This is a genomic window from Paraperibacillus marinus (genome assembly GCF_046237605.1).
GTDB lineage: Bacteria > Bacillota > Bacilli > Bacillales > DSM-1321 > Paraperibacillus > Paraperibacillus marinus.
The window spans coordinates 1,247,482-1,272,413 of the sequence record NZ_CP143542.1; the positions used below are offsets into that span (position 1 = coordinate 1,247,482).

At 46.8% G+C, this 24,932-nt stretch carries 25 protein-coding genes; 22 read left to right on the top strand and 3 right to left on the bottom strand.

What is annotated here, in order from left to right; genetic code table 11:
- Window positions 1-58: 58 nt before the first annotated feature.
- Complete coding sequence (locus V1498_RS06235) at window positions 59-190, bottom strand: YqzM family protein (RefSeq protein ID WP_409289379.1); 132 nt, start codon at window positions 188-190, stop codon at window positions 59-61.
- A 320-nt stretch (window positions 191-510) separates the two neighbouring features.
- On the opposite strand from V1498_RS06235, the gene holA reads away from it, so the two are divergent.
- Window positions 511-1,524, top strand: a complete 1,014-nt coding sequence (holA, locus tag V1498_RS06240) for a DNA polymerase III subunit delta (protein ID WP_409297580.1) — start codon at window positions 511-513, stop codon at window positions 1,522-1,524.
- 104 nt (window positions 1,525-1,628) lie between these two features.
- Here holA and rpsT read toward each other — a convergent pair whose 3' ends face one another.
- A complete protein-coding gene (rpsT, locus tag V1498_RS06245; protein ID WP_409289377.1) occupies window positions 1,629-1,892 on the bottom strand; it encodes a 30S ribosomal protein S20 in 264 nt (87 codons plus the stop codon).
- 233 nt (window positions 1,893-2,125) lie between these two features.
- On the opposite strand from rpsT, the gene gpr reads away from it, so the two are divergent.
- From gpr to deoC, 13 genes are all read left to right on the top strand, one after another.
- Complete coding sequence (gene gpr, locus V1498_RS06250) at window positions 2,126-3,244, top strand: GPR endopeptidase (protein WP_409297582.1); 1,119 nt, start codon at window positions 2,126-2,128, stop codon at window positions 3,242-3,244.
- 67 nt (window positions 3,245-3,311) lie between these two features.
- The gene (gene spoIIP, locus V1498_RS06255; protein ID WP_409297584.1) at window positions 3,312-4,505 is read left to right on the top strand and encodes a stage II sporulation protein P; all 1,194 of its coding nucleotides are present in this window, start codon (window positions 3,312-3,314) and stop codon (window positions 4,503-4,505) included.
- An 18-nt stretch (window positions 4,506-4,523) separates the two neighbouring features.
- Window positions 4,524-4,847, top strand: a complete 324-nt coding sequence (locus tag V1498_RS06260) for a YqxA family protein (RefSeq protein ID WP_409297586.1) — start codon at window positions 4,524-4,526, stop codon at window positions 4,845-4,847.
- Between the two features lie 171 nt (window positions 4,848-5,018).
- Window positions 5,019-6,854, top strand: a complete 1,836-nt coding sequence (gene lepA, locus V1498_RS06265) for a translation elongation factor 4 (RefSeq protein ID WP_409297587.1) — start codon at window positions 5,019-5,021, stop codon at window positions 6,852-6,854.
- Between the two features lie 73 nt (window positions 6,855-6,927).
- Window positions 6,928-8,064: a radical SAM family heme chaperone HemW gene (gene hemW / locus V1498_RS06270; RefSeq protein ID WP_409297588.1), complete on the top strand. Its 1,137-nt coding sequence runs from the start codon at window positions 6,928-6,930 to the stop codon at window positions 8,062-8,064.
- A gap of 96 nt (window positions 8,065-8,160) precedes the next feature.
- On the top strand, window positions 8,161-9,192 hold the full coding sequence (hrcA, locus tag V1498_RS06275) for a heat-inducible transcriptional repressor HrcA (RefSeq protein ID WP_409297590.1): 1,032 nt from the start codon (window positions 8,161-8,163) through the stop codon (window positions 9,190-9,192).
- 110 nt (window positions 9,193-9,302) lie between these two features.
- Window positions 9,303-9,890: a nucleotide exchange factor GrpE gene (gene grpE / locus V1498_RS06280; protein ID WP_409297592.1), complete on the top strand. Its 588-nt coding sequence runs from the start codon at window positions 9,303-9,305 to the stop codon at window positions 9,888-9,890.
- Between the two features lie 34 nt (window positions 9,891-9,924).
- Complete coding sequence (dnaK, locus tag V1498_RS06285; protein ID WP_409297594.1) at window positions 9,925-11,757, top strand: molecular chaperone DnaK; 1,833 nt, start codon at window positions 9,925-9,927, stop codon at window positions 11,755-11,757.
- A gap of 521 nt (window positions 11,758-12,278) precedes the next feature.
- The gene (gene dnaJ, locus V1498_RS06290) at window positions 12,279-13,403 is read left to right on the top strand and encodes a molecular chaperone DnaJ (RefSeq protein WP_409297596.1); all 1,125 of its coding nucleotides are present in this window, start codon (window positions 12,279-12,281) and stop codon (window positions 13,401-13,403) included.
- Window positions 13,404-13,426: 23 nt separating this feature from the next.
- On the top strand, window positions 13,427-14,362 hold the full coding sequence (gene prmA, locus V1498_RS06295) for a 50S ribosomal protein L11 methyltransferase (protein ID WP_409297598.1): 936 nt from the start codon (window positions 13,427-13,429) through the stop codon (window positions 14,360-14,362).
- A gap of 82 nt (window positions 14,363-14,444) precedes the next feature.
- Window positions 14,445-15,197 (top strand): 16S rRNA (uracil(1498)-N(3))-methyltransferase, encoded by a 753-nt coding sequence (locus tag V1498_RS06300; protein WP_409297599.1) that lies wholly within the window; start codon window positions 14,445-14,447, stop codon window positions 15,195-15,197.
- Window positions 15,198-15,202: 5 nt separating this feature from the next.
- Complete coding sequence (mtaB, locus tag V1498_RS06305) at window positions 15,203-16,552, top strand: tRNA (N(6)-L-threonylcarbamoyladenosine(37)-C(2))-methylthiotransferase MtaB (RefSeq protein ID WP_409297601.1); 1,350 nt, start codon at window positions 15,203-15,205, stop codon at window positions 16,550-16,552.
- 132 nt (window positions 16,553-16,684) lie between these two features.
- Entirely contained in the window at window positions 16,685-17,356 is a 672-nt protein-coding gene (gene deoC, locus V1498_RS06310) for a deoxyribose-phosphate aldolase (protein ID WP_409297603.1), read from the top strand.
- Window positions 17,357-17,399: 43 nt separating this feature from the next.
- Here the strand turns inward: deoC and V1498_RS06315 are convergent, their stop codons facing one another.
- Window positions 17,400-18,323 carry a Na/Pi symporter gene (locus tag V1498_RS06315; protein ID WP_409297604.1) on the bottom strand — a complete coding sequence of 308 codons (924 nt, stop codon included), beginning with the start codon at window positions 18,321-18,323 and terminating at the stop codon, window positions 17,400-17,402.
- A 202-nt stretch (window positions 18,324-18,525) separates the two neighbouring features.
- Here V1498_RS06315 and rpsU point away from each other — a divergent pair, with 202 nt between their 5' ends.
- The 8 genes from rpsU (at window position 18,526) to V1498_RS06355 (ending at window position 24,779) form a co-directional block, all read left to right on the top strand.
- On the top strand, window positions 18,526-18,699 hold the full coding sequence (rpsU, locus tag V1498_RS06320) for a 30S ribosomal protein S21 (RefSeq protein ID WP_026692851.1): 174 nt from the start codon (window positions 18,526-18,528) through the stop codon (window positions 18,697-18,699).
- Window positions 18,700-18,713: 14 nt separating this feature from the next.
- A complete protein-coding gene (locus V1498_RS06325) occupies window positions 18,714-19,169 on the top strand; it encodes a GatB/YqeY domain-containing protein (protein ID WP_409297606.1) in 456 nt (151 codons plus the stop codon).
- A 273-nt stretch (window positions 19,170-19,442) separates the two neighbouring features.
- A complete protein-coding gene (locus V1498_RS06330) occupies window positions 19,443-20,762 on the top strand; it encodes an NfeD family protein (RefSeq protein ID WP_409297608.1) in 1,320 nt (439 codons plus the stop codon).
- Window positions 20,762-21,754 (top strand): flotillin-like protein FloA, encoded by a 993-nt coding sequence (gene floA / locus V1498_RS06335; RefSeq protein WP_409297609.1) that lies wholly within the window; start codon window positions 20,762-20,764, stop codon window positions 21,752-21,754. Before V1498_RS06330 ends, floA begins: the two co-directional genes overlap by 1 nt.
- 28 nt (window positions 21,755-21,782) lie before the next feature.
- Window positions 21,783-22,262, top strand: coding sequence for a hypothetical protein (locus tag V1498_RS06340; RefSeq protein ID WP_409297610.1), 480 nt, complete (start codon window positions 21,783-21,785; stop codon window positions 22,260-22,262).
- A 62-nt stretch (window positions 22,263-22,324) separates the two neighbouring features.
- Window positions 22,325-22,609: a sporulation protein YqfC gene (gene yqfC / locus V1498_RS06345; protein WP_409297612.1), complete on the top strand. Its 285-nt coding sequence runs from the start codon at window positions 22,325-22,327 to the stop codon at window positions 22,607-22,609.
- A gap of 16 nt (window positions 22,610-22,625) precedes the next feature.
- Complete coding sequence (yqfD, locus tag V1498_RS06350) at window positions 22,626-23,813, top strand: sporulation protein YqfD (protein ID WP_409297614.1); 1,188 nt, start codon at window positions 22,626-22,628, stop codon at window positions 23,811-23,813.
- 3 nt (window positions 23,814-23,816) lie between these two features.
- Window positions 23,817-24,779 (top strand): PhoH family protein, encoded by a 963-nt coding sequence (locus V1498_RS06355; RefSeq protein ID WP_409297616.1) that lies wholly within the window; start codon window positions 23,817-23,819, stop codon window positions 24,777-24,779.
- The last annotated feature ends 153 nt before the right edge of the window (window positions 24,780-24,932 follow it).

Consider the following 24,932-nt stretch of genomic DNA (forward strand, 5'->3'; position numbering starts at 1 on the left):
CCAATGCGGGCAGTCCCTAAGCGTAATAAAACGTTCTCATTTTTAAGCGCGGCAAGGATTAACCAACAAATTTAAAAACGGTAGCAATGATAAACATGATTGCGAAAAATCCGAAAGATACAGCGAATCCGACACCAGAATCGACCGCATCATTGCGCTTGCTTGTAATATTCTTTTCAAACTCGTTCATTTCTACCCCTCCTGTTCCAATAATTAGTATAAGCGATGTTATACAAAAAATCCACAAGACCCTTTTCCTATACTGACAAGAGTTGTCACAAATATTTAGAAAGCCGGGGGCAAAGATAGTAGTATAGAGAATCCCGCACTGCCAAGTGGCGGCCGCATCCAGATCCCGCATGAACAAAGGTTTCCTAGGCGCTTATGTCCATGCGTTCATATAAAAAGGGAATTGGCCCCGGCTGATTCCCCCTTAAGCTTGTCAAAACAGGAAAGCCAATATACCATATAGAGTATGTTCATTTATTTACATAATCGGGGCGGATAAAAATGGTATTGGATGTATGGAAAAATATAAAGCGCAGGCAGTTTGCTCCAGTATACTTATTATATGGAACAGAAGCTTTTCTTATTAATGAAACAAAGCAGTTATTGATCAGTCATGTTTTGGAAGAAGACGAACTGGACTTCAATCTGTCTGTTTTTGATCTGGAAGAAACGCCGGTCGAAGCAGCACTTGAAGACATCGAAACATTGCCCTTCATGGGGGAACGGAAGCTTGTGATACTGCAGAATCCTTTTTTCCTGACAGCGGAAAAGAACAAGTCAAAGGTCGAGCATAATGTTGCGAAGCTCGAAGCCTATCTCGCCGATCCGGTGCCGTACAGCATCGTGGTGATTTCTGCTCCATATGAAAAATTGGATGAGCGCAGGAAAATCACCAAGGAGCTTAAACGGAAGGCGGCGATTGTAGAGGCGAAGAAGCTGAGTGAACAGGAATTAAAGGTGTGGGTCAGGGACCGGGCCCAGCAGACAGGAGCCGGGTTTGAAGAAGATGCAGCAGACCTTTTGATTGAAATTGCAGGCACGAACCTGATGCTGCTTTCCAATGAAGTGGAAAAGCTTGCCCTCTATGCAGAAAGCGGAAATCTTATTACGAGAGATATGGTTGAAATGCTCACTGCCAAGTCGTTTGAACAGAATATCTTCACCCTGGTGGACCGGATCCTTCAAAGAAGGGTGGAGGACGCACTGCGGATTTATTATGAATTGCTGAGACAGAATGAGGAACCGATCAAGATTCTTGCTGTCATGGCAGGGCAGATCCGGCTTTTGTATCAAGTAAAGGAGCTTTCTAGGGCTGGTTATGGACAGCAGAAAATAGCAGGGGTGATCAAGGTTCATCCGTATAGGGTGAAGCTTGCTCAGGAGAAGGCCGCCAAATTCAGCGACCGAGAACTGATGAATTTGATTTATCAACTTGCCGAGGCTGATTACCAAATAAAAACCGGTCAGGCCGATAAGCGTCTGGCAATTGAAATTATCTTGTTAAAGCTGGCTTGAGCTGCCGGCTTTTTTTTCTTGAAGGAAAAGCTATGTATGAGGCAGTCCTGCCTGCTGGGGAGGAATGGAGGCAAAAAAAAAACGACCCATAAGGATCGTTCGTTTTACGCGTTTAAAGAGTTGAGTCTCTTTGTCAGACGAGATTTTTTACGGGCTGCCGCATTTTTATGGATAAGTCCTTTAGATGCAGCTTTGTCTAACTTTTTAACAGCTGTAATTAGTGTTTCTTTAGCATTAGCATCGTTGGCTGAAATTGAAGTTTCAGCGTTTTTCACAGCAGTACGGGTTGCAGACTTGACTGTGATGTTTTGTGCCTTGCTTGCTTCGCTAGTTCTAACACGTTTAATAGCAGATTTAATGTTTGGCATTCCGTTCACCTCCTACTAAAACCGAGATATCTATGAGCTCGATTTATCAAATACATAACAATATGCAACAAAAGATATTTTATCAAACTTATTTTTATAATGCAATACTCTTTGAAGCGATTATGCAGAAATAAATTATTTTCATAAAACTGGAGCCGCATAGGCAAAAATAGAGAATGAGAGACAGAAATCCGGAAAAAATACCTGTAGTCAAAAAATGTCTGGAGGCAGCTATGGAAAAAAACTTAGATCTTAGTAAATATAACGTCAGGACAGATCTTGCGGTAGAGGCAAGAGAAATGGCCCTCACTGAAAGGCTGGTTCATGATGAAAAAAATATCTCCCAGCTTGAAGGTGTGATCATCAAGGAGCGGAATGTGGATGGAATAGAGATTTCGCTCGTTCAGGTGACGGAGGCCGGCGAAAAGACGGTCGGCAAAAAGCAGGGAAGCTATCTGACATTGGAAGTTCAGGGAATCAGGGAGCAGGATACAGACCTGCAGCAGAAGGTGAGCTCCATTTTCGCCCATGAATTCGGACATTATATGAAACAGATGAATATCCCCGAAGATGCGAGCTGTCTGGTGGTGGGACTTGGGAATTGGAATGTGACACCGGACGCACTGGGACCTTCTGTCGTGGAAAACCTGCTGGTGACCCGGCATCTGTTTGAACTTCAGCCGGGACAGGTCGAGGATGGATACCGGCCTGTGAGTGCCATCTCCCCAGGAGTGATGGGCCTTACGGGAATAGAGACAAGCGATATTATCGACGGAGTGATCAAAAAGACTAATCCCGACTTCATCATTGCCATCGATGCGCTTGCCGCAAGATCGGTGGAAAGAGTCAATTCTACTATCCAGATATCGGATACAGGCATCCATCCAGGCTCTGGGGTCGGAAATAAAAGAAAGGAATTGAGCCAGGAGACTCTGGGAATCCCGGTTATTGCCATAGGTGTACCCACAGTGGTGGATGCAGTCTCCATCACGAGTGATACAATCGATTATATCCTGAAACATTTCGGCCGGGAGATGCGTGAAGGGGGAAGCCCATCCCGTTCGCTTGTCCCTGCAGGCTTTTCTATGGGCGATACTCCTAAGCTGACCGAAGAGGACCTTCCGGGTGAAGAGGAGAGGAAAACCTTCCTGGGCATTATCGGTACACTTCCCGAAGAGGAAAAAAGAAAGCTGATTTATGAAGTCCTTGCCCCAATAGGCCATAATTTGATGGTCACACCGAAGGAAGTGGATGTGTTTATAAAAGATATGGCCAATCTTATAGCAAATGGATTGAATGCGGCGCTGCATCAAGCAGTGGATCAGGGAAATACTGGCTATTATACGAGATAAGGCGGAGTTCTACTTTTTCTAGCAATGTCATACTATTTAGTAGACAAGGCTTGGAAAGGGTGTAGCCATGAAACGGAAAATTTATGCAGGAACCATAGCTGTCATTCAGCTTGGCTCTGTGATAAAATCAGTCCTTTTTATCTTGATGCTTCTTGTTTTTCTTTTTTCGATCAGTGGATTGCTGACCTCTATCAAACCGGAATACAGGCTGTCCTCTGAATCTGTCCATTCTGCAGCGAACCATTTCCCGGGAGAGCTCCTATACCTGCTGATGAGCAGGGAGAATCACTATTTTGCTAAAGCCATGGAGGATGAACGGATAGAAACTGACATTGCCGGGCCGGTGTTCAGGATGTTCACTAACATATCATTCGATGATCCGAGAAGCCTGCTCGGACGTGAACTGCCGGGATTCTTTGCGTATGACAATGAAATCCTTCTGGCGGGTGAAGGCACGAATTATACGAATATGCCCTATGAATCTGCTCCTCCCAATACAAGCGGCAAGGAAGCTCCTGTAAAAAATGTAGAGCAGATCAAGGAAGAGCCGGTAAAGGAAGATAGCTCCGCGCCCGCACTCACGACAGGCGGGAAAAAGGTGGTTCATATCTATAACACCCATACAAGGGAATCTTACCTGCCCTATCTCGATGGAGTGACCAACCCTAATCTTGCCTACAGTTCCAAAGTCAATGTCACAAGGCTTTCGCTGAAGCTGCAGACATCTCTTGAGAAAACTGGGATCGGCACATCTGTGTCCACCGCTGACGTAATGGGCATCCTTGATAAAAAGAACAAGCAGTTCTGGCAGGCATATGAGGAATCGAGACCGCTTGTGCAGGAGGCAATGGCCTCGAATAAGGACATCGATTACCTCATTGATATCCACCGCGATGCCAGCCGTAAAAAGCTGACCACTGTGTCCATTAATGGAAAGGCATATGCAAAGCTTGCTTTTGTGGTTGGTGGAGAAAATGCGAATTATCTGAAAAATTATGAGCTGGCGGAGAAAATTCACAAGCTTCTTCAAAAAAAATATCCAGGATTGAGCAGGGGTGTATTCCAAAAACAAGGTCATGGCAATAATGGGAAATATAACCAAGATCTTTCGGCTAATGCCCTTCTTGTGGAAGCGGGCGGGGTGGACAATACATTCGATGAATTGTATTCCTCCATGGATGCATTTGCGGATGCATTCAGCGAAGTGTTCTGGAATGCAAAAGAAGTGAATGGAGAATCACAAAAGCCGAAAGCGCAATAACCCCGGGAGGTGCAGACTATGGTCCGGTTTTCTTTCAAGGTGCTGATGCTTATACTGGTACTTTTTTTCGGGGTCCTGCTCGGCATGCAGCATGCCAATCAATCCATGAAAAAGATGAAGGGATATGACGACCCTTCCCTGGACAGCGCTTTTTCCATACATGAAAACAAAAGCGGAAAGCAGGCTTCCATCTTAGGTGAAACCGTTACCGGCGGTGACCTTGCGGAAAAGAAACAAAAGCTTGAAGAGATGAAGGCTTATAATTTCTTTTCACAGACTGGAAGAAAAATCTCAGAGGGAGTATCAAGCGGCATTGATACACTCTTTGGCACTTCCGACTAGAAGGCCATAAAAATCAAAAATAGAAGGCCGGCTCCGCTTATTCCGGGGCGGGCCTTTTTCCTTTTGTACAGCCTGAACTTTCTCCGCTTCCCCGCACACCTGCTTTACTATTGCAATTAGGGCTGATATAATCAAAAATAGTGTATTTCTGCCGTTAACAGGAGTGAAATGATGAACAGAGAAGAGAAACTAAAAAGACAATCAAAGATTCGGAACTTTTCTATCATTGCTCATATTGACCATGGAAAATCTACGCTTGCTGACCGCATTCTTGAAAAGACGAATGCCCTCACTTCCCGTGAGATGAAGGATCAGCTCCTGGATTCTATGGACCTTGAACGTGAGCGTGGTATTACCATTAAACTTAATGCCGTACAGCTTGAGTATAAAGCCAAGGATGGGGAGGTTTATACCTTCCACCTGATTGATACCCCGGGGCATGTGGATTTCACATACGAGGTATCAAGGAGCCTTGCAGCCTGTGAGGGAGCCATCCTGGTGGTCGATGCGGCCCAGGGGATCGAAGCGCAGACTCTTGCGAATGTATACCTGGCACTTGATAATGACCTGGAAATTGTGCCTGTCATCAATAAAATCGATCTGCCGAGTGCTGATCCGGAGAGAGTCCGCGGTGAAATAGAGGATGTCATTGGGCTTGATGCCTCTGACGCAGTCCTTGCGTCTGCCAAGGCTGGTATTGGGATTGAAGAAATCCTGGAACAGATCGTAGAAAAAGTGCCGGCGCCTGAAGGGGATCCGGATGCACCGCTTAAGGCTCTTATCTTCGATTCCATGTATGATCCTTATCGCGGAGTTGTGACGTATATCCGTATTGTTGAAGGATCCGTCAAAGTTGGAGACAAAATCAGGATGATGGCCACTGGCAAGGAATTCGAAGTGAACGAAATAGGTGTTTCCACACCAAAAGCCACCCCGCGGCAGGAGCTTACAGTCGGGGATGTCGGCTATCTTGCTGCATCCATCAAGAATGTAGGCGATACAAGGGTCGGGGATACCATTACATTCGCCAAAAATGGTGCTGCAGAGCCGCTGCCTGGATACAGGAAGCTGAATCCGATGGTATATTGCGGCCTCTATCCAATCGACTCGGCGAGATTCAATGACCTTCGGGATGCGCTTGAAAAGCTGGAATTGAATGATTCTGCCCTGCAATTTGAGGCAGAAACATCCCAGGCCCTGGGCTTCGGTTTCCGCTGTGGTTTCCTTGGACTTCTCCATATGGAAATCATCCAGGAGCGTATTGAGCGTGAATTCAAGATTGACCTGATCACCACGGCACCAAGCGTAATCTATCATGTAGTCATGACAGACGGAGCCGAGCTGAATGTCGACAATCCATCAGCGATGCCTGATCCCCAGAAGATTCAGCGGGTTGAAGAGCCTTATGTCAAGGCAAGCATGATGGCCCCTAAGGACTATGTCGGCGCAATTATGGAGCTTTGCCAGAATAAGCGCGGCGACTTCATGAACATGGAATATCTTGATGAGAACCGCGTAAGCATCGTCTATGAAATTCCATTGTCAGAAATTGTCTATGATTTCTTCGATCAGCTGAAGTCAAGCACAAAAGGATATGCATCCTTCGACTATGAGCTGATCGGCTATAAGGAATCAAGGCTTGTCAAAATGGATATTCTCCTGAACGGGGAAAATGTGGACGCACTCAGTTTTATCGTTCACAGGGACTTCGCCTACGAACGCGGCAAAGTGATCGTCGATAAATTGAAGACATTGATTCCGAGACAGCAGTTTGAGGTACCGATCCAGGCTGCCATCGGACAGAAAATCGTTGCCCGGTCCACCATTAGCGCAATGCGGAAAAATGTATTGGCTAAATGCTACGGCGGGGACATTTCCCGTAAACGAAAACTTCTTGAGAAACAGAAAGAAGGTAAAAAGCGGATGAAATCCGTTGGTTCTGTCGAGGTTCCGCAGGAGGCATTCATGGCCGTGCTGAAAATGGATGACAGCGGCACAAAGAAATAAACAGCAAGAGGTTAGTGGGCCGAGTCCAGCTAGCCTCTTTTTTACTATAAATAAAACAGGATGTGAAAGACACATGATATCTTCCGCTTATATACACATCCCTTTTTGCGAACATATCTGCCATTACTGTGATTTTAATAAGGTGTTTCTGAAAAATCAGCCGGTTGGCGAATATTTGAGTTTGCTAAAAAAGGAGATGGAGCTGACACTGAGGGAATTCCCTACAGATAGACTCAACACCATTTTCGTTGGCGGCGGCACCCCTACTTCCCTGAATGCCGGACAGCTTGCCGGGCTGTGCGGTGCTGTCAGCAGTACTCTTCCCTTTGACCCGGCTGACGTAGAATACACCTTCGAAGCAAATCCCGGCGATTTATCAGAAGAAAAGCTTGCAGTATTAAAGGAAAATGGAGTGAACAGGCTGAGCTTCGGAGTTCAGAGCTTCAATGACGAATTGCTGAAGAAAATAGGAAGAACCCACTGTGCCAAGGATGTGTTTTCAACGATTGAAAAAGCCAGGACCGCCGGCTTTGAAAACATCAGCATCGACTTGATTTACGCCCTGCCGGGACAGACGCTTGAGGATTTCCAGGAAACTTTAAGGACGGCCATGACTCTTGACCTGCCTCATTTCTCCGGGTATTCCCTGATCATTGAGCCTAAAACTGTCTTCTATAACCTGATGCAAAAGGGCAGACTATCCCTCCCGCCGCAGGAATCGGAGGCAGCCATGTTCGAACTCCTGATGGAGGAAATGGATAAGCATGGGTACAGGCAGTATGAAATCAGCAATTTTGCAAAGCCCGGCTATGAAAGCAGGCATAATCTGACATACTGGAATAATGAGGCTTATTATGGCTTTGGTGCTGGCGCGCACAGTTATCTATCCAAAACCAGGAGAGCAAATTTTGGTCCTTTGAAAAAATACTTTGCTCCCCTTCAGGAAAACAGACTGCCTGTCATTGAAGAAAATCCAGTCACCGTCAGAGAACAGATGGAAGAAGAGATGTTTTTGGGACTGCGTAAAAACCAGGGAGTATCGATTGAAGGGTTTTATGAAAAGTTCAAAAAGCCAATGATGGATGTCTTTGGAGAAGAGATCGAAAGGGAAAAGAAACTGGGCAGGCTTGTTTCTGAAAATGGCTGGGTCCGGCTCACTCAGCAGGGGAAATTCCTGGGCAATGAAGTTTTTCAATCTTTTCTTAAGTAGGGGAACCTAAAACGTTGACATGAATTAGTTGTTTTGATAATTTATTATGTAGAATTAGCACTCGATAAGATAGAGTGCTAACAGGGGTGATCATGAATGTTAACAGAACGCCAATTGTTAATCCTGCAAGTTATCATAGATGATTTTATCCGCTCCGCACAGCCAGTAGGTTCCCGAAGTTTATCCAAGAAAGAAGAAATCACTTTGAGCTCAGCGACTATCCGCAATGAAATGGCGGACCTTGAGGAGCTGGGTTTTCTTGAAAAGACTCACACGTCTTCTGGAAGAGTGCCTTCCGAAAAAGGATACAGGTATTATGTAGACCATCTTTTGTCTCCGCATAAACTTAAATTTAATGATATACAGGTGTTGAAATCGGTTTTTGCCGAGAAGATTTACGAACTTGAAAAGATTGTCCAAAAGTCAGCGAAGATCCTGTCCGACCTGACCAGCTATACTACAATTGTACTGGGACCGGGGGTCTCGGAAAACAAACTCCGGCGCCTTCAGATTGTCCCGTTAAATAATGAAACAGCTATCGCCATCATTGTGACGGATACCGGGCATGTGGAAAATAAAATGATTTCTATACCGCCCGGCCTTGATGTGATGGATATAGAAAAAATGGTCAATATCCTCAATGAACGGCTGATTGGGGTTTCCCTTGTCGACCTTAAGGATAAAATATACCGGGAAGTTGCTGTTCTGCTCAGCAGGCATATCAAGAGCTATGACGAGGTCATCCAGCTCATGGTCCAGTCGCTCGATCTGCCGGGACATGAAAAGCTGTTTTTTGGCGGAAAGACCAATATGCTTCAGCAGCCGGAGTTCCATGATATCAATAAAATAAGAGCACTCCTTTCCATGATTGACCATGAAAAGGGCATGTATGACCTCATAGGGAGATCACCTGCCGGCATTCATGTTAAGATCGGGAGGGAAAATGAGGTCAGCGCCATGGAAAATTGCAGCTTGATCACGGCATCTTACTCGATTGGCCACGAAAAGGTCGGTACCATCGCCATCCTCGGGCCAACCAGAATGGAATATGCAAGAGTGATCAGCCTGCTTGATCTATTTTCGCATGATTTATCGTCATTGCTGACCAGGCTGTATCAGAACAATTGACCGCGGCTTATGAGGGACGCCCGCTGCCGCAAGCATAAGAGGCAGTGCGCGGATGCCTCTTTGATTGTATAAACCGCAGCATATGTTACACTTTTAGGGAGGTGAAATTCATGACAGAAGAACGAAAAAATGCAAATCCATCCGAAACTGACGCTTCCAATGAAACAGCAGAACAGGCTGAAGTGATATTTGACGAGGCGGCTGCACCGGAAGAAGCTGGTGAAACCGGCAGAGGCACAGGTGCTGCCGATAAGCAAATAGCAGAGCTGGAAGCTAAAATAGAAGAACTGGATAACCGTTATCTGCGCCTGCAGGCTGATTTTGACAATTCCAGACGGCGTGCAAGGCTTGACCAGGAAGCAGCCAGCAAGTACAGGGCCCAAAGCCTGGTCACTGATCTGCTTCCGGCACTGGACAATCTTGAGCGTGCAATGAGCATTGAAGCGGAGAGCGAGCAGACAAAAACGCTCCTCCAGGGCATGCAGATGATATACAATGGCATCGTTGACGCTCTTAAGAAAGAAGGCGTTGAGCCGATCGAAGCCGCAGGAAAGCCGTTTGACCCGCATATCCACCAGGCGGTCATGCAGGTGGAAGATGCAGAATTCGAATCCAATATTGTTGTAGATGAATTCCAAAAAGGGTATATGTTGAAAGACCGTGTCATTCGCCCTTCAATGGTAAAAGTAAACCAGTAAATGGTTACATAAAAATTCAGGGAGGCCATCAAACATGAGCAAAATTATCGGAATTGACTTAGGAACCACGAACTCATGTGTTTCCGTGTTAGAAGGCGGAGAACCAAAGGTAATACCAAATCCGGAAGGCAACCGTACCACTCCATCTGTCGTAGCATTCAAGAATGGGGAGCGCCAGGTTGGGGAAGTAGCTAAGCGCCAGTCTATCACTAACCCGAATACCATCATTTCAATCAAGCGCCACATGGGTACTTCCCATAAGGAAACGATTGAAGGCAAGGAATATTCTCCGCAGGAAGTTTCTGCTATCATCCTTCAATACCTGAAGGGCTATGCGGAAGAGTACCTTGGCGAGAAAGTGACAAAAGCGGTTATCACTGTTCCAGCTTACTTCAATGATGCCGAAAGACAGGCTACTAAAGATGCCGGACAGATTGCGGGCCTTGAAGTGGAACGTATCATCAATGAGCCGACTGCTGCAGCTCTTGCATACGGCCTTGATAAAATGGACGAGGACCAGACCATCCTTGTATTTGACCTGGGCGGCGGTACTTTTGATGTGTCCATCCTTGAACTTGGGGACGGCGTGTTTGAAGTTAAAGCAACTGCCGGTGATAATAAGCTTGGCGGAGATGACTTTGATCAGGTAATCATCGATTACTTAGTAGAGCAGTTCAGAAAAGAAAATGGAATTGATCTTTCCAAGGATAAAATGGCCCTTCAGCGCTTGAAAGATGCTGCTGAAAAGGCTAAGAAAGACCTATCCGGTGTGACTTCCACACAGATTTCCCTGCCATTCATCACGGCTGGCGACGCAGGCCCTCTTCACCTTGAGGTTACCCTTTCGCGCGCCAAGTTCGATGAAATCTCTTCAAGCCTTGTAGAGCGTACAATGGGTCCTACACGCCAGGCTATGAAAGATGCCGGCTTGACTCCTGCTGAAATAGATAAAGTGATCCTTGTAGGTGGTTCAACCCGTATCCCTGCTGTCCAGGAAGCAATCCGCAAGGCTGTTGGAAAAGAGCCGAGCAAAGGTGTAAATCCGGATGAAGTAGTAGCGATGGGTGCTGCTATCCAGGGCGGAGTACTTACAGGAGATGTTAAGGATGTTGTCCTTCTGGATGTAACGCCGCTATCACTCGGAATTGAAACAATGGGTGGAGTTTTCACTAGACTGATCGACAGAAATACAACGATCCCTACAAGCAAATCACAGGTGTTCTCAACTGCCGCTGACAGCCAGACAGCCGTTGATATCCATGTGCTTCAGGGTGAACGCCCAATGGCTTCCGACAACAAGACGCTTGGCCGTTTCCAATTGAGCGACATTCCGCCGGCACCGCGCGGAGTGCCACAGATCGAAGTATCCTTTGATATCGATAAAAATGGTATCGTAAGCGTACGAGCCAAAGATCTTGGTACGAACAAAGAACAGACCATCACCATCAAATCTTCTTCAGGACTTTCAGAAGATGAAATTCAGCGCATGGTCCGCGAAGCAGAAGAAAACGCAGATGCCGACAAGCAGCGCAAAGAAGAAGTAGAGCTTCGCAATGAAGCAGACCAGCTCGTATTCCAGACTGAAAAAACAATGAAAGATCTGGAAGGAAAAGTGGACGAAGCGGAAACTGCAAAGGCAGAGGAAGCGAAAGAAGCACTTAAAGCAGCCATTGAGAAGAATGACCTGACTGAAATCCGCGAGAAAAAGGATGCATTGCAGGAAATCGTTCAAAACCTTACTGTGAAGCTATATGAAGAAGCAGCTAAAGCACAGCAGGCTGAAGGCCAGCCAGGTGCAGGCGGCGGCTCAAATGACGACGACAACATCGTCGATGCTGAATACACAGAAGTTAAAGACGACAAGTAATAGTTCAATCGAGAAAAAAAGTCAAAGTCAGGATATCTTGACTTTGGCTTTTTTTAATAGAAAAGCCTGAGCCGGTGCCGGGCGTTTTTCCCGGCAGAGACCTGACAAGCATAAGACGGCCGGGCGGTGGAAAGAGGGTTTCCTTTCCACAGAGCGGACGGCTTATGACTCAAAGGTCTCAGGAGAAGGCTGGACATCAAGAAAAGCCTGAGCCGGTGCCGGGCGTTTTTCCCGGCAGAGACCTGACAAGCATAAGACGGCCGGGCGGTGGAAAGAGGGTTTCCTTTCCACAGAGCGGACGGCTTATGACTCGAAGGTCTCAGGAGAAGGCTGGACATCAAGAAAAGCCTGAGCCGGTGCCGGGCGTTTTTCCCCGTCAGGCAGCGAGGCCAAGCCGGACGGCGTTAGTGATTCCATTCCTTACGTTAAATATGCAGAGGCTGTCATTATTCCTTATTGCATTGCTGTTAGTCCGAATGATAAAATTATCTTTATGTGAAGAATCTGGAGTGAGTAAATAAATGAGCAAACGAGATTATTATGAAGTCCTGGGAGTGGGCAAGGGTGCTTCCAAGGATGAAGTAAAAAAAGCCTATCGCAAGCTTTCCAAACAGTTTCATCCTGATATTAATAAGGAAGCGGATGCTGCTGATAAGTTTAAGGAAATCAAGGAAGCTTATGAAGTATTAAGCGATGACCAGAAAAAGGCGCATTACGATCAGTTCGGACACACCGACCCTAACATGGGCGGCGGGTTCGGCGGTGCTGACTTTGGCGGCTTTGGCGGTTTTGAAGATATATTCAGTACCTTTTTTGGCGGCGGAGGCCGCAGAAGGGATCCTAACGCGCCGCGCCAGGGAAGCGATCTGCAGTATACCATGACCCTTCAATTTGAAGAGGCAGTTTTCGGCAAGGAGACAGACATCGAAATTCCGCGGGACGAGGAGTGTGAAACATGCTTCGGGACTGGGGCCAAACCGGGAACTAAGCCAGAGACCTGTTCGCACTGTCATGGATCTGGCCAGCTGAATGTAGAGCAGAATACGCCATTCGGCAAAATTGTCAATCGGCGTGTGTGTAACCATTGTCAGGGAACCGGAAAGATTATCCCTCACAAATGCTCCACCTGCGGCGGTGCGGGAACAGTCACCAAGCGCAAGAAAATTCATGTCAACATCCCTGCGGGTATAGATGACGGGCAGCAGCTCCGTGTTTCCGGCCAGGGGGAACCGGGTGTGAATGGAGGACCTCCAGGAGATCTATATGTAGTGTTCCAGGTCAGGACCCATGAGTTCTTTAAACGCAGGGGAGACGATATCCTGTGTGAGATGCCGGTCACTGTGGTCCAGGCAGCACTGGGGGATGAAATACTTGTGCCAACCCTGCATGGTAAAGTCAGCTTGAAGATACCGGCAGGAACACAAAACGGAAAGACATTCCGATTAAAAGGCAAGGGTGTGCCAAATGTCAGGGGTTATGGGCAGGGTGACCAGCATATCACGATACGCGTTGTGACCCCTACCAAACTGACAGACAGGCAAAAGCAGCTGCTTAGGGAATTTGCCGAATTAAGCGGGCAGAATACGCCTGATGAGCAAGAAGAGGGCTTTTTCGCAAAAGTGAAACGGGCCATCAAGGGAGATTAATTTATTTAGGAGCTGGTAGAAAAATGAAATGGTCGGAAATCTCAATCCATACAACAAACGAAGCAGTGGAGCCTGTCTCCAACGTCCTGCATGAAGCAGGTGCGAGCGGCGTCGTTATAGAAGATCCTTCCGAGTTATATAAAGAGCGAGAAGACAGATTCGGTGAAATCTACCAGCTCAATAAAAATGATTATCCTGAAGAAGGTGTCATCGTAAAAGCCTATCTCCCTGTAAACAGCTTTCTTGGCGAGGCAGTTGAGGAAATCAAGGAAGCCATCAACAGCCTCCTGCTTTATGATATTGACCTGGGCAGGAACCAGATTACCATCAGCGAAGTAAATGAAGAAGAGTGGGCAACGGCCTGGAAGAAATATTATAATCCGGTGAAAATATCAGACCGATTTACCATTGTGCCTACATGGGAAGATTATTCACCTGTGAATACAGATGAGCTGATCATTGAACTCGATCCGGGGATGGCATTTGGGACAGGTACCCACCCGACTACAGTGATGTGTATCCAGTCTCTAGAGAGAACAGTTCAAAGAGATGATATGGTTGTCGATGTTGGGACGGGATCAGGTGTCCTGAGTATTGCTGCCGCTCTGCTTGGGGCACGCCGTGTCGAGGCATTGGATCTCGATGACGTAGCTGTGCAGGCTGCAAAGCTGAATGTGAAGCTGAACAAAGTCCAGCATGTCGTGAATGTCTCGCAGAATAATCTGGTGGATGGCATTTCAGAACAGGCCGATGTGGTGGTGGCCAATATATTGGCTGAGGTAATCATCCGCTTTGCCAGGGATGTTATTGAGGTAGTAAAGCCAGGCGGTTATTTTATAGCTTCAGGCATTATCAGGCAGAAGAAGGACGAAGTGAAGGAAGAACTCCTTTCATGCGGTTTTAAAATAGAAGAAACAATACAAATGGATGATTGGGTTGCCATCATTTCAAAGAAATAAATAAGGGGAAGTGGAGGACCTTCCTCTGCTTTCTTTTTATTGAGATTCGGCATACGCATTAATTGCGAAAGAAGGGTTGCAAATGCAGCGTTACTTTATATCTGAGGAAAATATAAAGGACGGAAGTGTATCCATAACAGGCGATGATTTTCATCATCTGGCGAATGTACTCCGTGGAAAGCCTGGCGATAAAATTTTATGTGTGGCCGGCAGGGATAAAACGGCCCTTGTGGAAATTACAGAAATTGCTAATGAAAGCATTGCAGGCTCCATTATAGAATGGAAGGATGAAAGCAAGGAAATGCCTGTAAAAGTGGCAATTGCCAGCGGCCTGCCCAAAGGGGATAAATTGGATTATATCGTGCAAAAAGGGACCGAGCTTGGAGCAGCTGAATTTGTCCCTTTTGTTGCAGCCCGCTCCGTTGTCAAGTGGGATGACAAAAAAGCGGCTAAGAAGCAGGAAAGGCTTCAAAAGATAGCTAAAGAAGCGGCAGAACAATCCCACAGGGCAGTAATGCCTGAGGTTCACAGCCCAATCAGGTTCAGTGAATTATTGAAGGTGTCTGAAACCTATTTGCACAAGCTCATTGCTTATGAAGAAGAAGCTAAGCAGGGAGAATCTTCCGTACTGTCACAGGTTTTAAACCGGCTGAATGATCATGAATCCATTTTTATGGTTTTTGGGCCGGAGGGCGGCTTTACGCCTGAAGAAATTATGAAGCTGAAGGAAGCCGGATTTTTGGCATGCGGCCTGGGGCCGAGGATATTAAGGACTGAAACCGCCCCGCTTTATGCCCTTTCCGCCATTTCCTATCATACAGAATTAATGAGGTGATTCATTTGGCAACAGTAGCGTTTCATACCTTAGGGTGTAAGGTTAACCACTATGAAACCGAGGCCATCTGGCAGTTATTTAAAGGTGCCGGCTATGACCGGGTGGAATATGAATCGACAGCAGATGTCTATGTGGTCAATACTTGTACCGTTACTAATACAGGAGATAAAAAGAGCCGCCAGGTGATCAGGAGAGCCATCAGGAAGAATCCGGATGCCGTTATCTGCGTAACAGGCTGTTATGCCCAGACTTCCCCTGCTGAAATCATGGCCATTCCTGGTGTTGATATCGTAGTTGGAACACAAGACAGAGTTAAGATGCTTGATTATATTGAACAATTCAAAGAAGAGCGCCAGCCGATTAATGGTGTAGGCAACATCATGAAATCGAGGGTATATGAAGAATTGGATGTTCCGGCATTCACAGACCGGACACGTGCATCCTTAAAGATACAGGAAGGCTGCAATAATTTCTGTACCTTCTGCATCATCCCGTGGGCGCGCGGCTTAATGAGATCAAGAGATCCCGAGGAAGTCATCAGACAGGCAGAGCAGCTGGTGAACGCCGGCTATAAGGAAATAGTACTTACCGGCATTCATACTGGAGGCTATGGCGAGGATTTAAAAGACTATAACCTTGCCATGCTCCTTAAGGACCTTGAGAAAGTTAAAGGATTGAAAAGAATCCGGATTTCCTCTATAGAGGCCAGCCAGATTTCAGATGAAGTCATTGAAGTTCTTAGAGAATCGAAAAAGGTAGTAAGGCATCTTCATGTACCTCTTCAATCCGGATCTAACTCTGTATTGAAGAGAATGCGCCGGAAATATACCATGGAAGCATTCGCGGAACGCCTTGTCAGGCTCCGGGAAGCACTGCCCGGCCTTGCTCTGACTTCAGATGTCATTGTCGGTTTTCCTGGTGAGACAGAAGAAGAATTTATGGAAACCTATGATTTTATCGAAGCCCATAAGTTCTCCGAGCTCCATGTATTCCCTTATTCCAAAAGGACAGGAACGCCGGCTGCCCGGATGGATGGACAGATCGATGAAGAAGTGAAAAATGAACGTGTCCACCGGTTGATTGCTCTTTCAGACCAGCTTGCCAAAGAGTATGCTTCCCAATTTGAAGGAGAAGTTCTCGAAATCATACCTGAAGAGAAATTCAAAGAGGAAGAAAACAGCAGTCTGTATGTGGGCTATACCGATAATTATCTGAAGGTCGTAATCCCTGCGAACGAAGACATGATCGGTAAATTGGTCAGAGTAAAAATAACCCAGGCAGGTTACCCTTATAATGAAGGACAATTTCTCCGCATAGCAGATGAAGTGGAAGAGATTGAGAAAGCTATCGTATAATGAAGTAAGGCTGTCCAAAAGCAGGAACTGCGGTACCGGATTATATCAGCAGGAGCCAGTCCTGTATTTCAGCCTGACCCGGGCTAAAGTCCGGTCAGCCAGTCTTATTAAACGATCAAGGGGGGCCGTTCGATGAAACATGATATTGCCAAGCTGATTGATCATACAGCCTTGAAGCCGCAGGTGACAGAGGCGGAAATCAGGAAATTGTGCGAGGAAGCCAGAGAATATGGATTTTTCTCTGTCTGCGTGAATCCTGCGTGGGTGGCGCTGTGTGCAGATATCCTCAAGGATTCCGAAGTGAAGGTATGCACGGTAATCGGATTTCCTCTGGGAGCCGCCACACCCGAAACTAAAAGCTTTGAGACGGCCGATGCCGTTAAAAATGGCGCGGGGGAAGTGGATATGGTCATTAATATCGGCGCCCTTAAGGATAAAAATAATGACTTGGTTTTACGTGATATTAAGGCGGTAGTGGATGCTGCGGGAGCCCAGGTGCTCACCAAGGTCATCATCGAGACCAGCCTTTTGACTCATGAAGAAAAGGTAAGGGCATGTGAACTCGCCGTTAAAGCAGGTGCCAGTTTCGTCAAGACGTCCACCGGATTTTCAACCGGAGGAGCTGTTATTGAGGATATTGAACTCATGCGGAAGACGGTCGGACCTGATATCGGGGTAAAAGCTTCCGGGGGTATCCGAAGTACAGAGGATGCCCTGAAGATGGTGGAGGCCGGGGCTAACCGGATCGGCGCCAGCGCCGGACCGGCCATCCTGTCCGGCTGGAATGCAGAATCGGATTATTAAAAGAAAGCTTATCCACTGGCTTACGGCCGGATGGATAAGCTTTTTATTTTTTGCTGTGAAACCTTAAGATCAGTGCAGTGAATTTTTCTGTAAACGGAAGTGCAGCCAATGAGACAGCCACGTTGAAGATGACACTGGCATGGGCAAGCATGAGATCCTTTTCCTCTGTCAAGGCAGAGACAAGCTTTTCAAGGGGAGGAATGAAAGGGTAAAATAACGCTGCCCCAATCAAATTAAGCCAGATATGGGCATAGGAAGTAAAGCGGGCTTCTTTTCCTGCCCCAAAGGCAGCCATATAAGCCGTGATGCACGTTCCGATGTTTGATCCCAGCATAATTGCGATTCCGGCCTGAACATCCATCTGCCCGGCAGCCAAAAAGCCCATGGCGATCCCAGTCATGGCCGAGCTTGAGTGAATGATAGCAGTGATGACCATTCCGGTGCAGAGAGCGAGGAACAGATTATCTTCCATCCCTGTCAGAAGCTTTTGGACAGAATCGAGGGACGAAACAGGACCGGCCAGATTCTTAAATCCATTGATGGCTGTTATTACAAAGCTCAAGCCGATCAGGGTGGTCCCGATGCTTTTGCATATAATATGGGGGAACAGCCAGAGTGCAGCCCCGAGCAGGACGCCTGGAACGGCCCACTTCTCGAGTGGGATGGCCATGAATTCAGTCGTGAAGGTTGAGCCGACATTCGTACCGAGTATGATGCCGATGGTCTTGGAGAAGGTAAGGCTCCCTGAGGATACAAGTCCGATTGTCATGACCATGACGGCAGAACTGCTTTGCAGGATGCCTGTTACGATGATTCCCATGAAGAACCCTTTGACAGGGGTTTTTGTTGTCCGTTCTAAGAAACGCTTCAGCTTCTCGCCGGAAGCGTTGAACAGGCCGATCCGCAGAATGGACATTCCGGACAGGAAGATCAGCAGAAAGATGGAAAAGGCCAATATTTCTCTCATTTAACGCACACCCCCTTGCCGAATTATATGGAAGGGGCGGGGCGGACATGCCTCCAAATTAATTTGATAAAAAATGCTTTGCAGAGCCACTATTATCTTCTTTAGTAGTTGACCTGCAAATGCTATTATATTATACTTGTTAAGTACATGATGTATTTATGCATTATGAGTTAGTGTGTTGTGTTCGGAGGGAGGGAAAGAGATGTCTAAAACCGTCGTTCGTAAAAACGAATCGCTTGAAGATGCTCTTCGTCGCTTTAAACGTACTGTATCTAAGACAGGTACACTTCAAGAAGCTAGAAAGCGCGAATTCTATGAAAAGCCTAGCGTAAAGCGCAAGAAAAAGTCAGAAGCAGCTAGAAAACGTAAATGGTAAGAGAGGGTAGAAACATGAGTCTTCTCGAGCGTTTAAATAATGATATGAAACAAGCGATGAAGAACAAAGAAAAAGACAAACTCTCTGTTATTCGGATGCTTAAAGCTGCGATTCAAAACGAAGCGATTAAGCATAACAGATCAGAATTGACAGAAGAGGAAGAATTGACAGTACTTTCTCGCGAACTTAAACAACGCAAAGACTCCCTTCAAGAGTTTGAAAAAGCCGGCCGTCAGGACCTGGCTGACAAACTGCTTACCGAAATTGATTACGTTGAGGTATATTTACCTGAACAGCTTTCTGGGGATGAAGTTTCTGAAATTGTAAAACAGACGATTTCAGAGACTGGTGCTTCTTCAAAGGCTGATATGGGAAAAGTAATGGCAGCTGTCATGCCTAAAGTAAAAGGCAAAGCTGATGGTTCATTGGTAAACAAGCTAGTACTGCAGCATTTATCTCAAACAAACTAACTAACTATAAACCGCAGGCAATTATTGCCTGCGGTTTTTTACGTTCAGGCGGAAACCCTTTTAGGGCCGCCGTTTTTACCCGGTTAGGAGGGGCATTTCCTGTGATCCCGTATTTCATAAGCGGGAGATTTATGTGGGGAGGCAGACAGCCTTCTTCTTTCTTCTGCCTGAGCTGGCAGTGGAGGGAGAAAGAAAGTAGTCCGTCTTTTCCAATAATTGAAACTTTTCCCTTTTGTAAACGTATATATACTTGAGAATGGGGGTGACCACATTTTGAGGCTTAGCTGGGCTGCATTCTGCTTCGTGTTATTTTTTTGTTTTCTTTCGCCGCAAAGTTCTCCGGCTGCAGAAGGAAAAGTTTATTTCATACCCGTTACAGACACAGTGGAGGATGGCTTGTATTCCTTCCTAAAACGGGCGATGGATGAGGCTGAAAAGAACGGTGCGAGCGCCGTCATACTGGAAATAAATACTCCGGGGGGAGCAGTGGCTGCAGCAGAAAAAATCAGCGGGCTGCTTGATGATTCACCTCTGAGGAAAATTGCCTTCATTAACAGCCGAGCACTATCCGCCGGTGCTTATATCGCCCTGCATGCAGATGAGATTTATATGGTGCCTGGCGCGGTCATTGGATCGGCGGCCGTCATTGACGGGTCGGGTAATGCAGCATCAAAAAAGGCACAGTCCTACTGGCTTGCGGCGATGAAGTCAGCCGCCGAGAAAAACGGGCGTGATCCTAAATTCGCCCTTGCAATGGCAAGTGAGAATAATGACTTAACGGAATTTGGGGCTGGTCCTGGCAAACTGCTGACCCTCACCGCCAAGCAGGCTGAAAAAGCCGGCTATAATGAGGGCACGGTCAAGGACAGGAGTGATTTGCTGAAAACACTTAATCTTGATGAAAAAAGTACTGAGACAGTGAATGAAAGCTTTGCAGAAAAAGCAGCCAGATTCCTTACACATCCCGCCGTTATTCCGATCCTCTTTACAATAGGCTGCCTGGGCCTTGTGCTCGAATTGTTTTCACCAGGCTTCGGAATAGCGGGCATTGCCGGTCTGACAGCTTTTGGCTTGTTCTTTTTCGGACATATGGCAGCCGGCCTTACTGGTTATGAACCTGTTCTTCTATTCGCTGCAGGAATCATCCTGCTTCTCCTGGAGCTAGTCCTCCCGGGGGGGATTGCCGGAGTGCTGGGTGCCTCCGCGGTTGCGGGGAGCCTGTATCTGACGACGGGGAATTTTGTGTATACAAGCCTGTCATTGGCAGCAGCCCTCATCATAACGATTGTGGCAAGCATAATAATGGTAAAGGTGTATGGTAAAAACATGAAATTTTTCAGGAAGATCATATTGAGTGATTCCACTGCCACGGAAAAAGGGTATATTTCTAATAAGAGCAGGACCGAGCTGCTCGGAAAAAAAGGGATCACACTGACACCGCTCAGGCCATCCGGCATAGCGCTGGTGGAAGGGGAGCGGATCGACGTGGTCTCTGAAGGAAGCTTTATACAGAAGGATTCATCTGTAATGATCATAAAAGCCGAAGGATCCCGCATTGTAGTCAGGGAAGCCGGAGAGCAAGGAGGAAACTAATGATTTCAAGCAATATCATGCTATTGATCATCATTATAGCCGCTGTAATCCTGCTGGCGGTTTTATTGACATTCGTTCCAGTTATGCTGTGGATATCAGCACTCGCTGCAGGTGTAAGAGTCAGCATTTTCACATTAATCGGTATGAGGCTCCGGAGGGTTATACCGAGCAGGGTCATCAACCCGCTGATCAAAGCCCACAAAGCGGGTATCGATGTCTCCACAAACCAGCTGGAAAGCCATTATCTTGCAGGGGGTAACGTGGACCGGGTTGTCAATGCATTGATTGCCGCCCACCGGGCCAATATTGAACTTCCGTTCGAAAGGAGCGCCGCCATCGACCTCGCGGGCAGGAATGTACTTGAGGCGGTACAGATGAGCGTTAATCCGAAGGTTATTGAAACACCATTCATTGCCGGTGTGGCCATGAATGGGATTGAAGTTAAAGCTAAAGCGAGGATTACGGTAAGAGCAAATATTGACCGCCTTGTCGGCGGTGCGGGTGAAGAAACCGTAATAGCCCGTGTGGGTGAAGGGATAGTTTCCACCATCGGTTCTTCAGACAGCCATAAAAAGGTCCTGGAAAATCCGGATATGATCTCCCAGACTGTCTTATCCAAAGGACTCGATTCCGGTACAGCCTTTGAAATTCTTTCCATCGATATCGCCGATGTGGACATAGGTTCTAATATCGGTGCGAACCTTCAGACGGAGCAGGCAGAGGCCGATAAGAAAATCGCACAGGCAAAAGCGGAAGAACGCCGTGCCATGGCGGTCGCTTACGAGCAGGAAATGAAAGCCCGCGTAGAAGAGATGAGGGCTAAGGTAGTAGAAGCGGAAGCAGAAGTTCCGCTTGCGATGTCGGATGCGCTTAAAGCTGGGAACATCGGGGTCATGGATTATATCAATTACGAAAACATCAATGCTGATACGGATATGAGGGATTCAATCGGCAGGATGTCATCAGGCGGGAAGGACAAGGATAACAAATAATGTCCTTCTGCCATAAGGAGGGTACTCGTTGGAACAGCTCATCGACTTTTTATTCGGCAATGCTGCCTTTTTAATCGTCCTGATCGGCCTTGCCTCCACTCTGTTTGGCAGGGGAGGCAGGAAAAGACAGGAGGAAGGGCAGGTCAATAAACCGAATGCCTCCCGCCCTGCAGGCCAGATGCCAAGACCGGTGCAAAAGCCTGTTCCTGCCGGAGCGGGACGCCGGCAGCCTGAGATTGAGAGCCGCAATAAACCTGAATCAGCGGTATACCATGATGCCATACTGGAAGAAGAGATAGCTGCCACACAACTGGCAGACAGCATGAAGAGGAAACGCCAGATTGCGCCCGTCCAGCAGATCCCCCCGCTCGATCAGATTGAAACAGGAAAGGCTGGACCATTTACAGAGGACCAGATCCTGAATGGGGTCATCATGGCTGAAATACTTGGACGGCCCAGAAGCAGAAATGGCCGGAGTACAGTAAGATACAGAAGCCTGAAAAGTTAAAAAAGCGGTGCTAGAACCCCCTTTTGTCTCATACATTTGAGATAAAAGGGGGTTCTTTTTGTATGGCGCAAAAATGGGGACAAAAAATCCGGCAGCTCATGATGAATACCATGGACCTTCCACAGGACGTAGTGATGGATCTGCCCCGCATAACCATGATTGGGCAGCTGCATATATATATTGAAAATCACAGGGGGCTATTGACCTTTACAGACACAGAGCTGAGGCTGATGCTTAAAACCGGACAGTTATTGATCAAAGGGACTTCCTTTTCCATAAGAGCCATTCTTCCGGAAGAAATTTTGCTGGAAGGAAAAATTGACCAAGTATCATTCATAAATGATTAGTGAGGGAGAAAAAAAGATGAAAAATCAATGGACAAACTTCCTGGGGGGCTATGTAAGGGTAAGGGCAGATGGCAGGGGAAATGAACGGCTGATCAATCAAATCGTTAAACATAATATCTACGTTTGGAATATTAAAAGGACCGGCACTCATTCCGTGCTTTTCAATATTCATCTAAGGGATTTGCATAATTTAAGAAAAGCAGTAAGGGGCGGCGACAGCAGACTTTCTTTTATAGAAGGCAGGGGCGGCCCTTTTTTAATAAAAAGGACGCTTAAGAACAGCGGCTTCCTGGCAGGCTTCCTTGCCTTCCTGATGGTCGTTTTTCTGCTCTCCAATATGGTCTGGGGAATAGAAGTAAGCGGCGCAAAACCTGCTACTGAGCACAAGATCAGGAAGGAATTGGATAAGATGGGCGTGGGGACCGGCAAAATTCAATTTCTTATAGCTGGCGAGGATGAAATACAGCGGAGGCTGACAAATAATATATCACAGCTTACCTGGGTAGGGGTAGAGCTTAAAGGAACCAAGTATCACTTTCAGGTAGTGGAAAAGAAACAGCCGAAAGAGCCGGTTAAGCTCTCCCCGAGGAATATAGTGGCCAGGAAAAAAGCGGTCATCACAGGTGTCTTTGCAGTTAAAGGGCAGCCGGTGGCGGCAGTGCATGATTATGTAAGAAAAGGCCAGCTTCTTATATCGGGGAATATCGGCAGTGAAAAAAAACCGCGGATCGTACCTGCTGACGGGAAGGTCTGGGGCGAGACATGGTACAAGTCCCAGGTGGAAGTGCCGTTAAAAACCAAATTTTCCGTGTTTAACGGAAGGGAAAGCGTGAAACATTATATAAAAATAGTTGATTTTACAATTCCCGTTTGGAATTTCAAGAAGAATGAATTCAAGCGGTATATAACTGAAACAAGTGAAAGGCCGCTTAAATTCCTGAAATGGGAACTCCCCATATCTTACAAATCGGTAACCCGCCGGGAAAGAGAAGATACGGTCAGGACGTATAATGAAAAAGAGGCCGTTTTAAAGGCAAGGGAGATGGGAAAAGGGGATTTAAAGAAGCTCTTGCCCGAGGATTCAAAAATAGTGGGGGAGAATATTTTGCACCAGACAATCGACAGTGGTAAAGTTAAAATAACAATACACTATCAGGTGATAGAAGATATTGCTGTCGGACAACCAATTATCCAAGGAGACTAAGGAATGCCAGAAGAAGCCAAAGTAGTGAACCTGCACCTCGAATCGCCTGCCGAAGCGCTTGCTTTGCTGGGGAATTCTGATACAAACTTAAAGGTACTTGAACAAGAACTAGCTGTAACCGTTGTCACGCGTGGAGGAGATATTACCATTACAGGAAGCCGGAGTTCTGCCGAGAAGGCTGAAACTGTCCTTAAATCACTGCTTACGGTGATAAGGAAAGGCATTAACATTAGTACCCGTGATACTTTATATGCGATACAGATGGCCGAACGAGGCACCATCGAATATTTTATGGAATTATACAATGAAGAAATCATGAAGAATGCCAAGGGAAAGACGATTCGTGTCAAGACCCTTGGACAGCGTCAATATATTTCCGAAATCAGGAGGAACGACCTCGTCTTCGGAATCGGCCCGGCCGGTACAGGCAAAACCTATCTGGCGGTCATCATGGCTGTCAATGCCCTTAAAAACGGGAGTGTCAAAAAGATCATCCTCACACGTCCTGCGGTCGAAGCCGGAGAGAGCCTCGGCTTCCTTCCGGGCGACCTGAAAGAAAAGGTGGATCCATATCTGCGTCCGCTGTATGATGCCCTTCATGATGTTCTGGGCACCGACCATACGGAAAGGATGATCGAAAGGGGGACTATCGAGATTGCACCGCTCGCTTATATGAGGGGACGTACGCTTGATGATGCCTTCATCATCCTGGATGAAGCCCAGAATACGACTGGCGCACAGATGAAGATGTTTGTCACAAGACTTGGTTTTGGCTCGAAAATGGTCATCACGGGCGACAGATCCCAAATTGACCTTCCGAAAGGTGCGAAATCGGGACTGCTGGCTGCCGAGGAAATCCTGGGAAATGTCCCTGGAATATCATTTGTTATCCTTGAACAGACAGACATAGTCAGGCATCCATTGGTTTCCAAAATCATCGGTGCTTATGAAAAAGCTGATTCATGAAATGAAAGAGCCTGCCATTGCATTGGCAGGCTCTTTTTTAGGGCTGCTGTCTGCAGGGTTTTAATTAGGGTGAAACTTATCCTGAAAACTGATATTATTTTATGTAACAGAATTGAAAACTAAAGAGAGCTTAAACAGGGTCTGTCAGGGGGA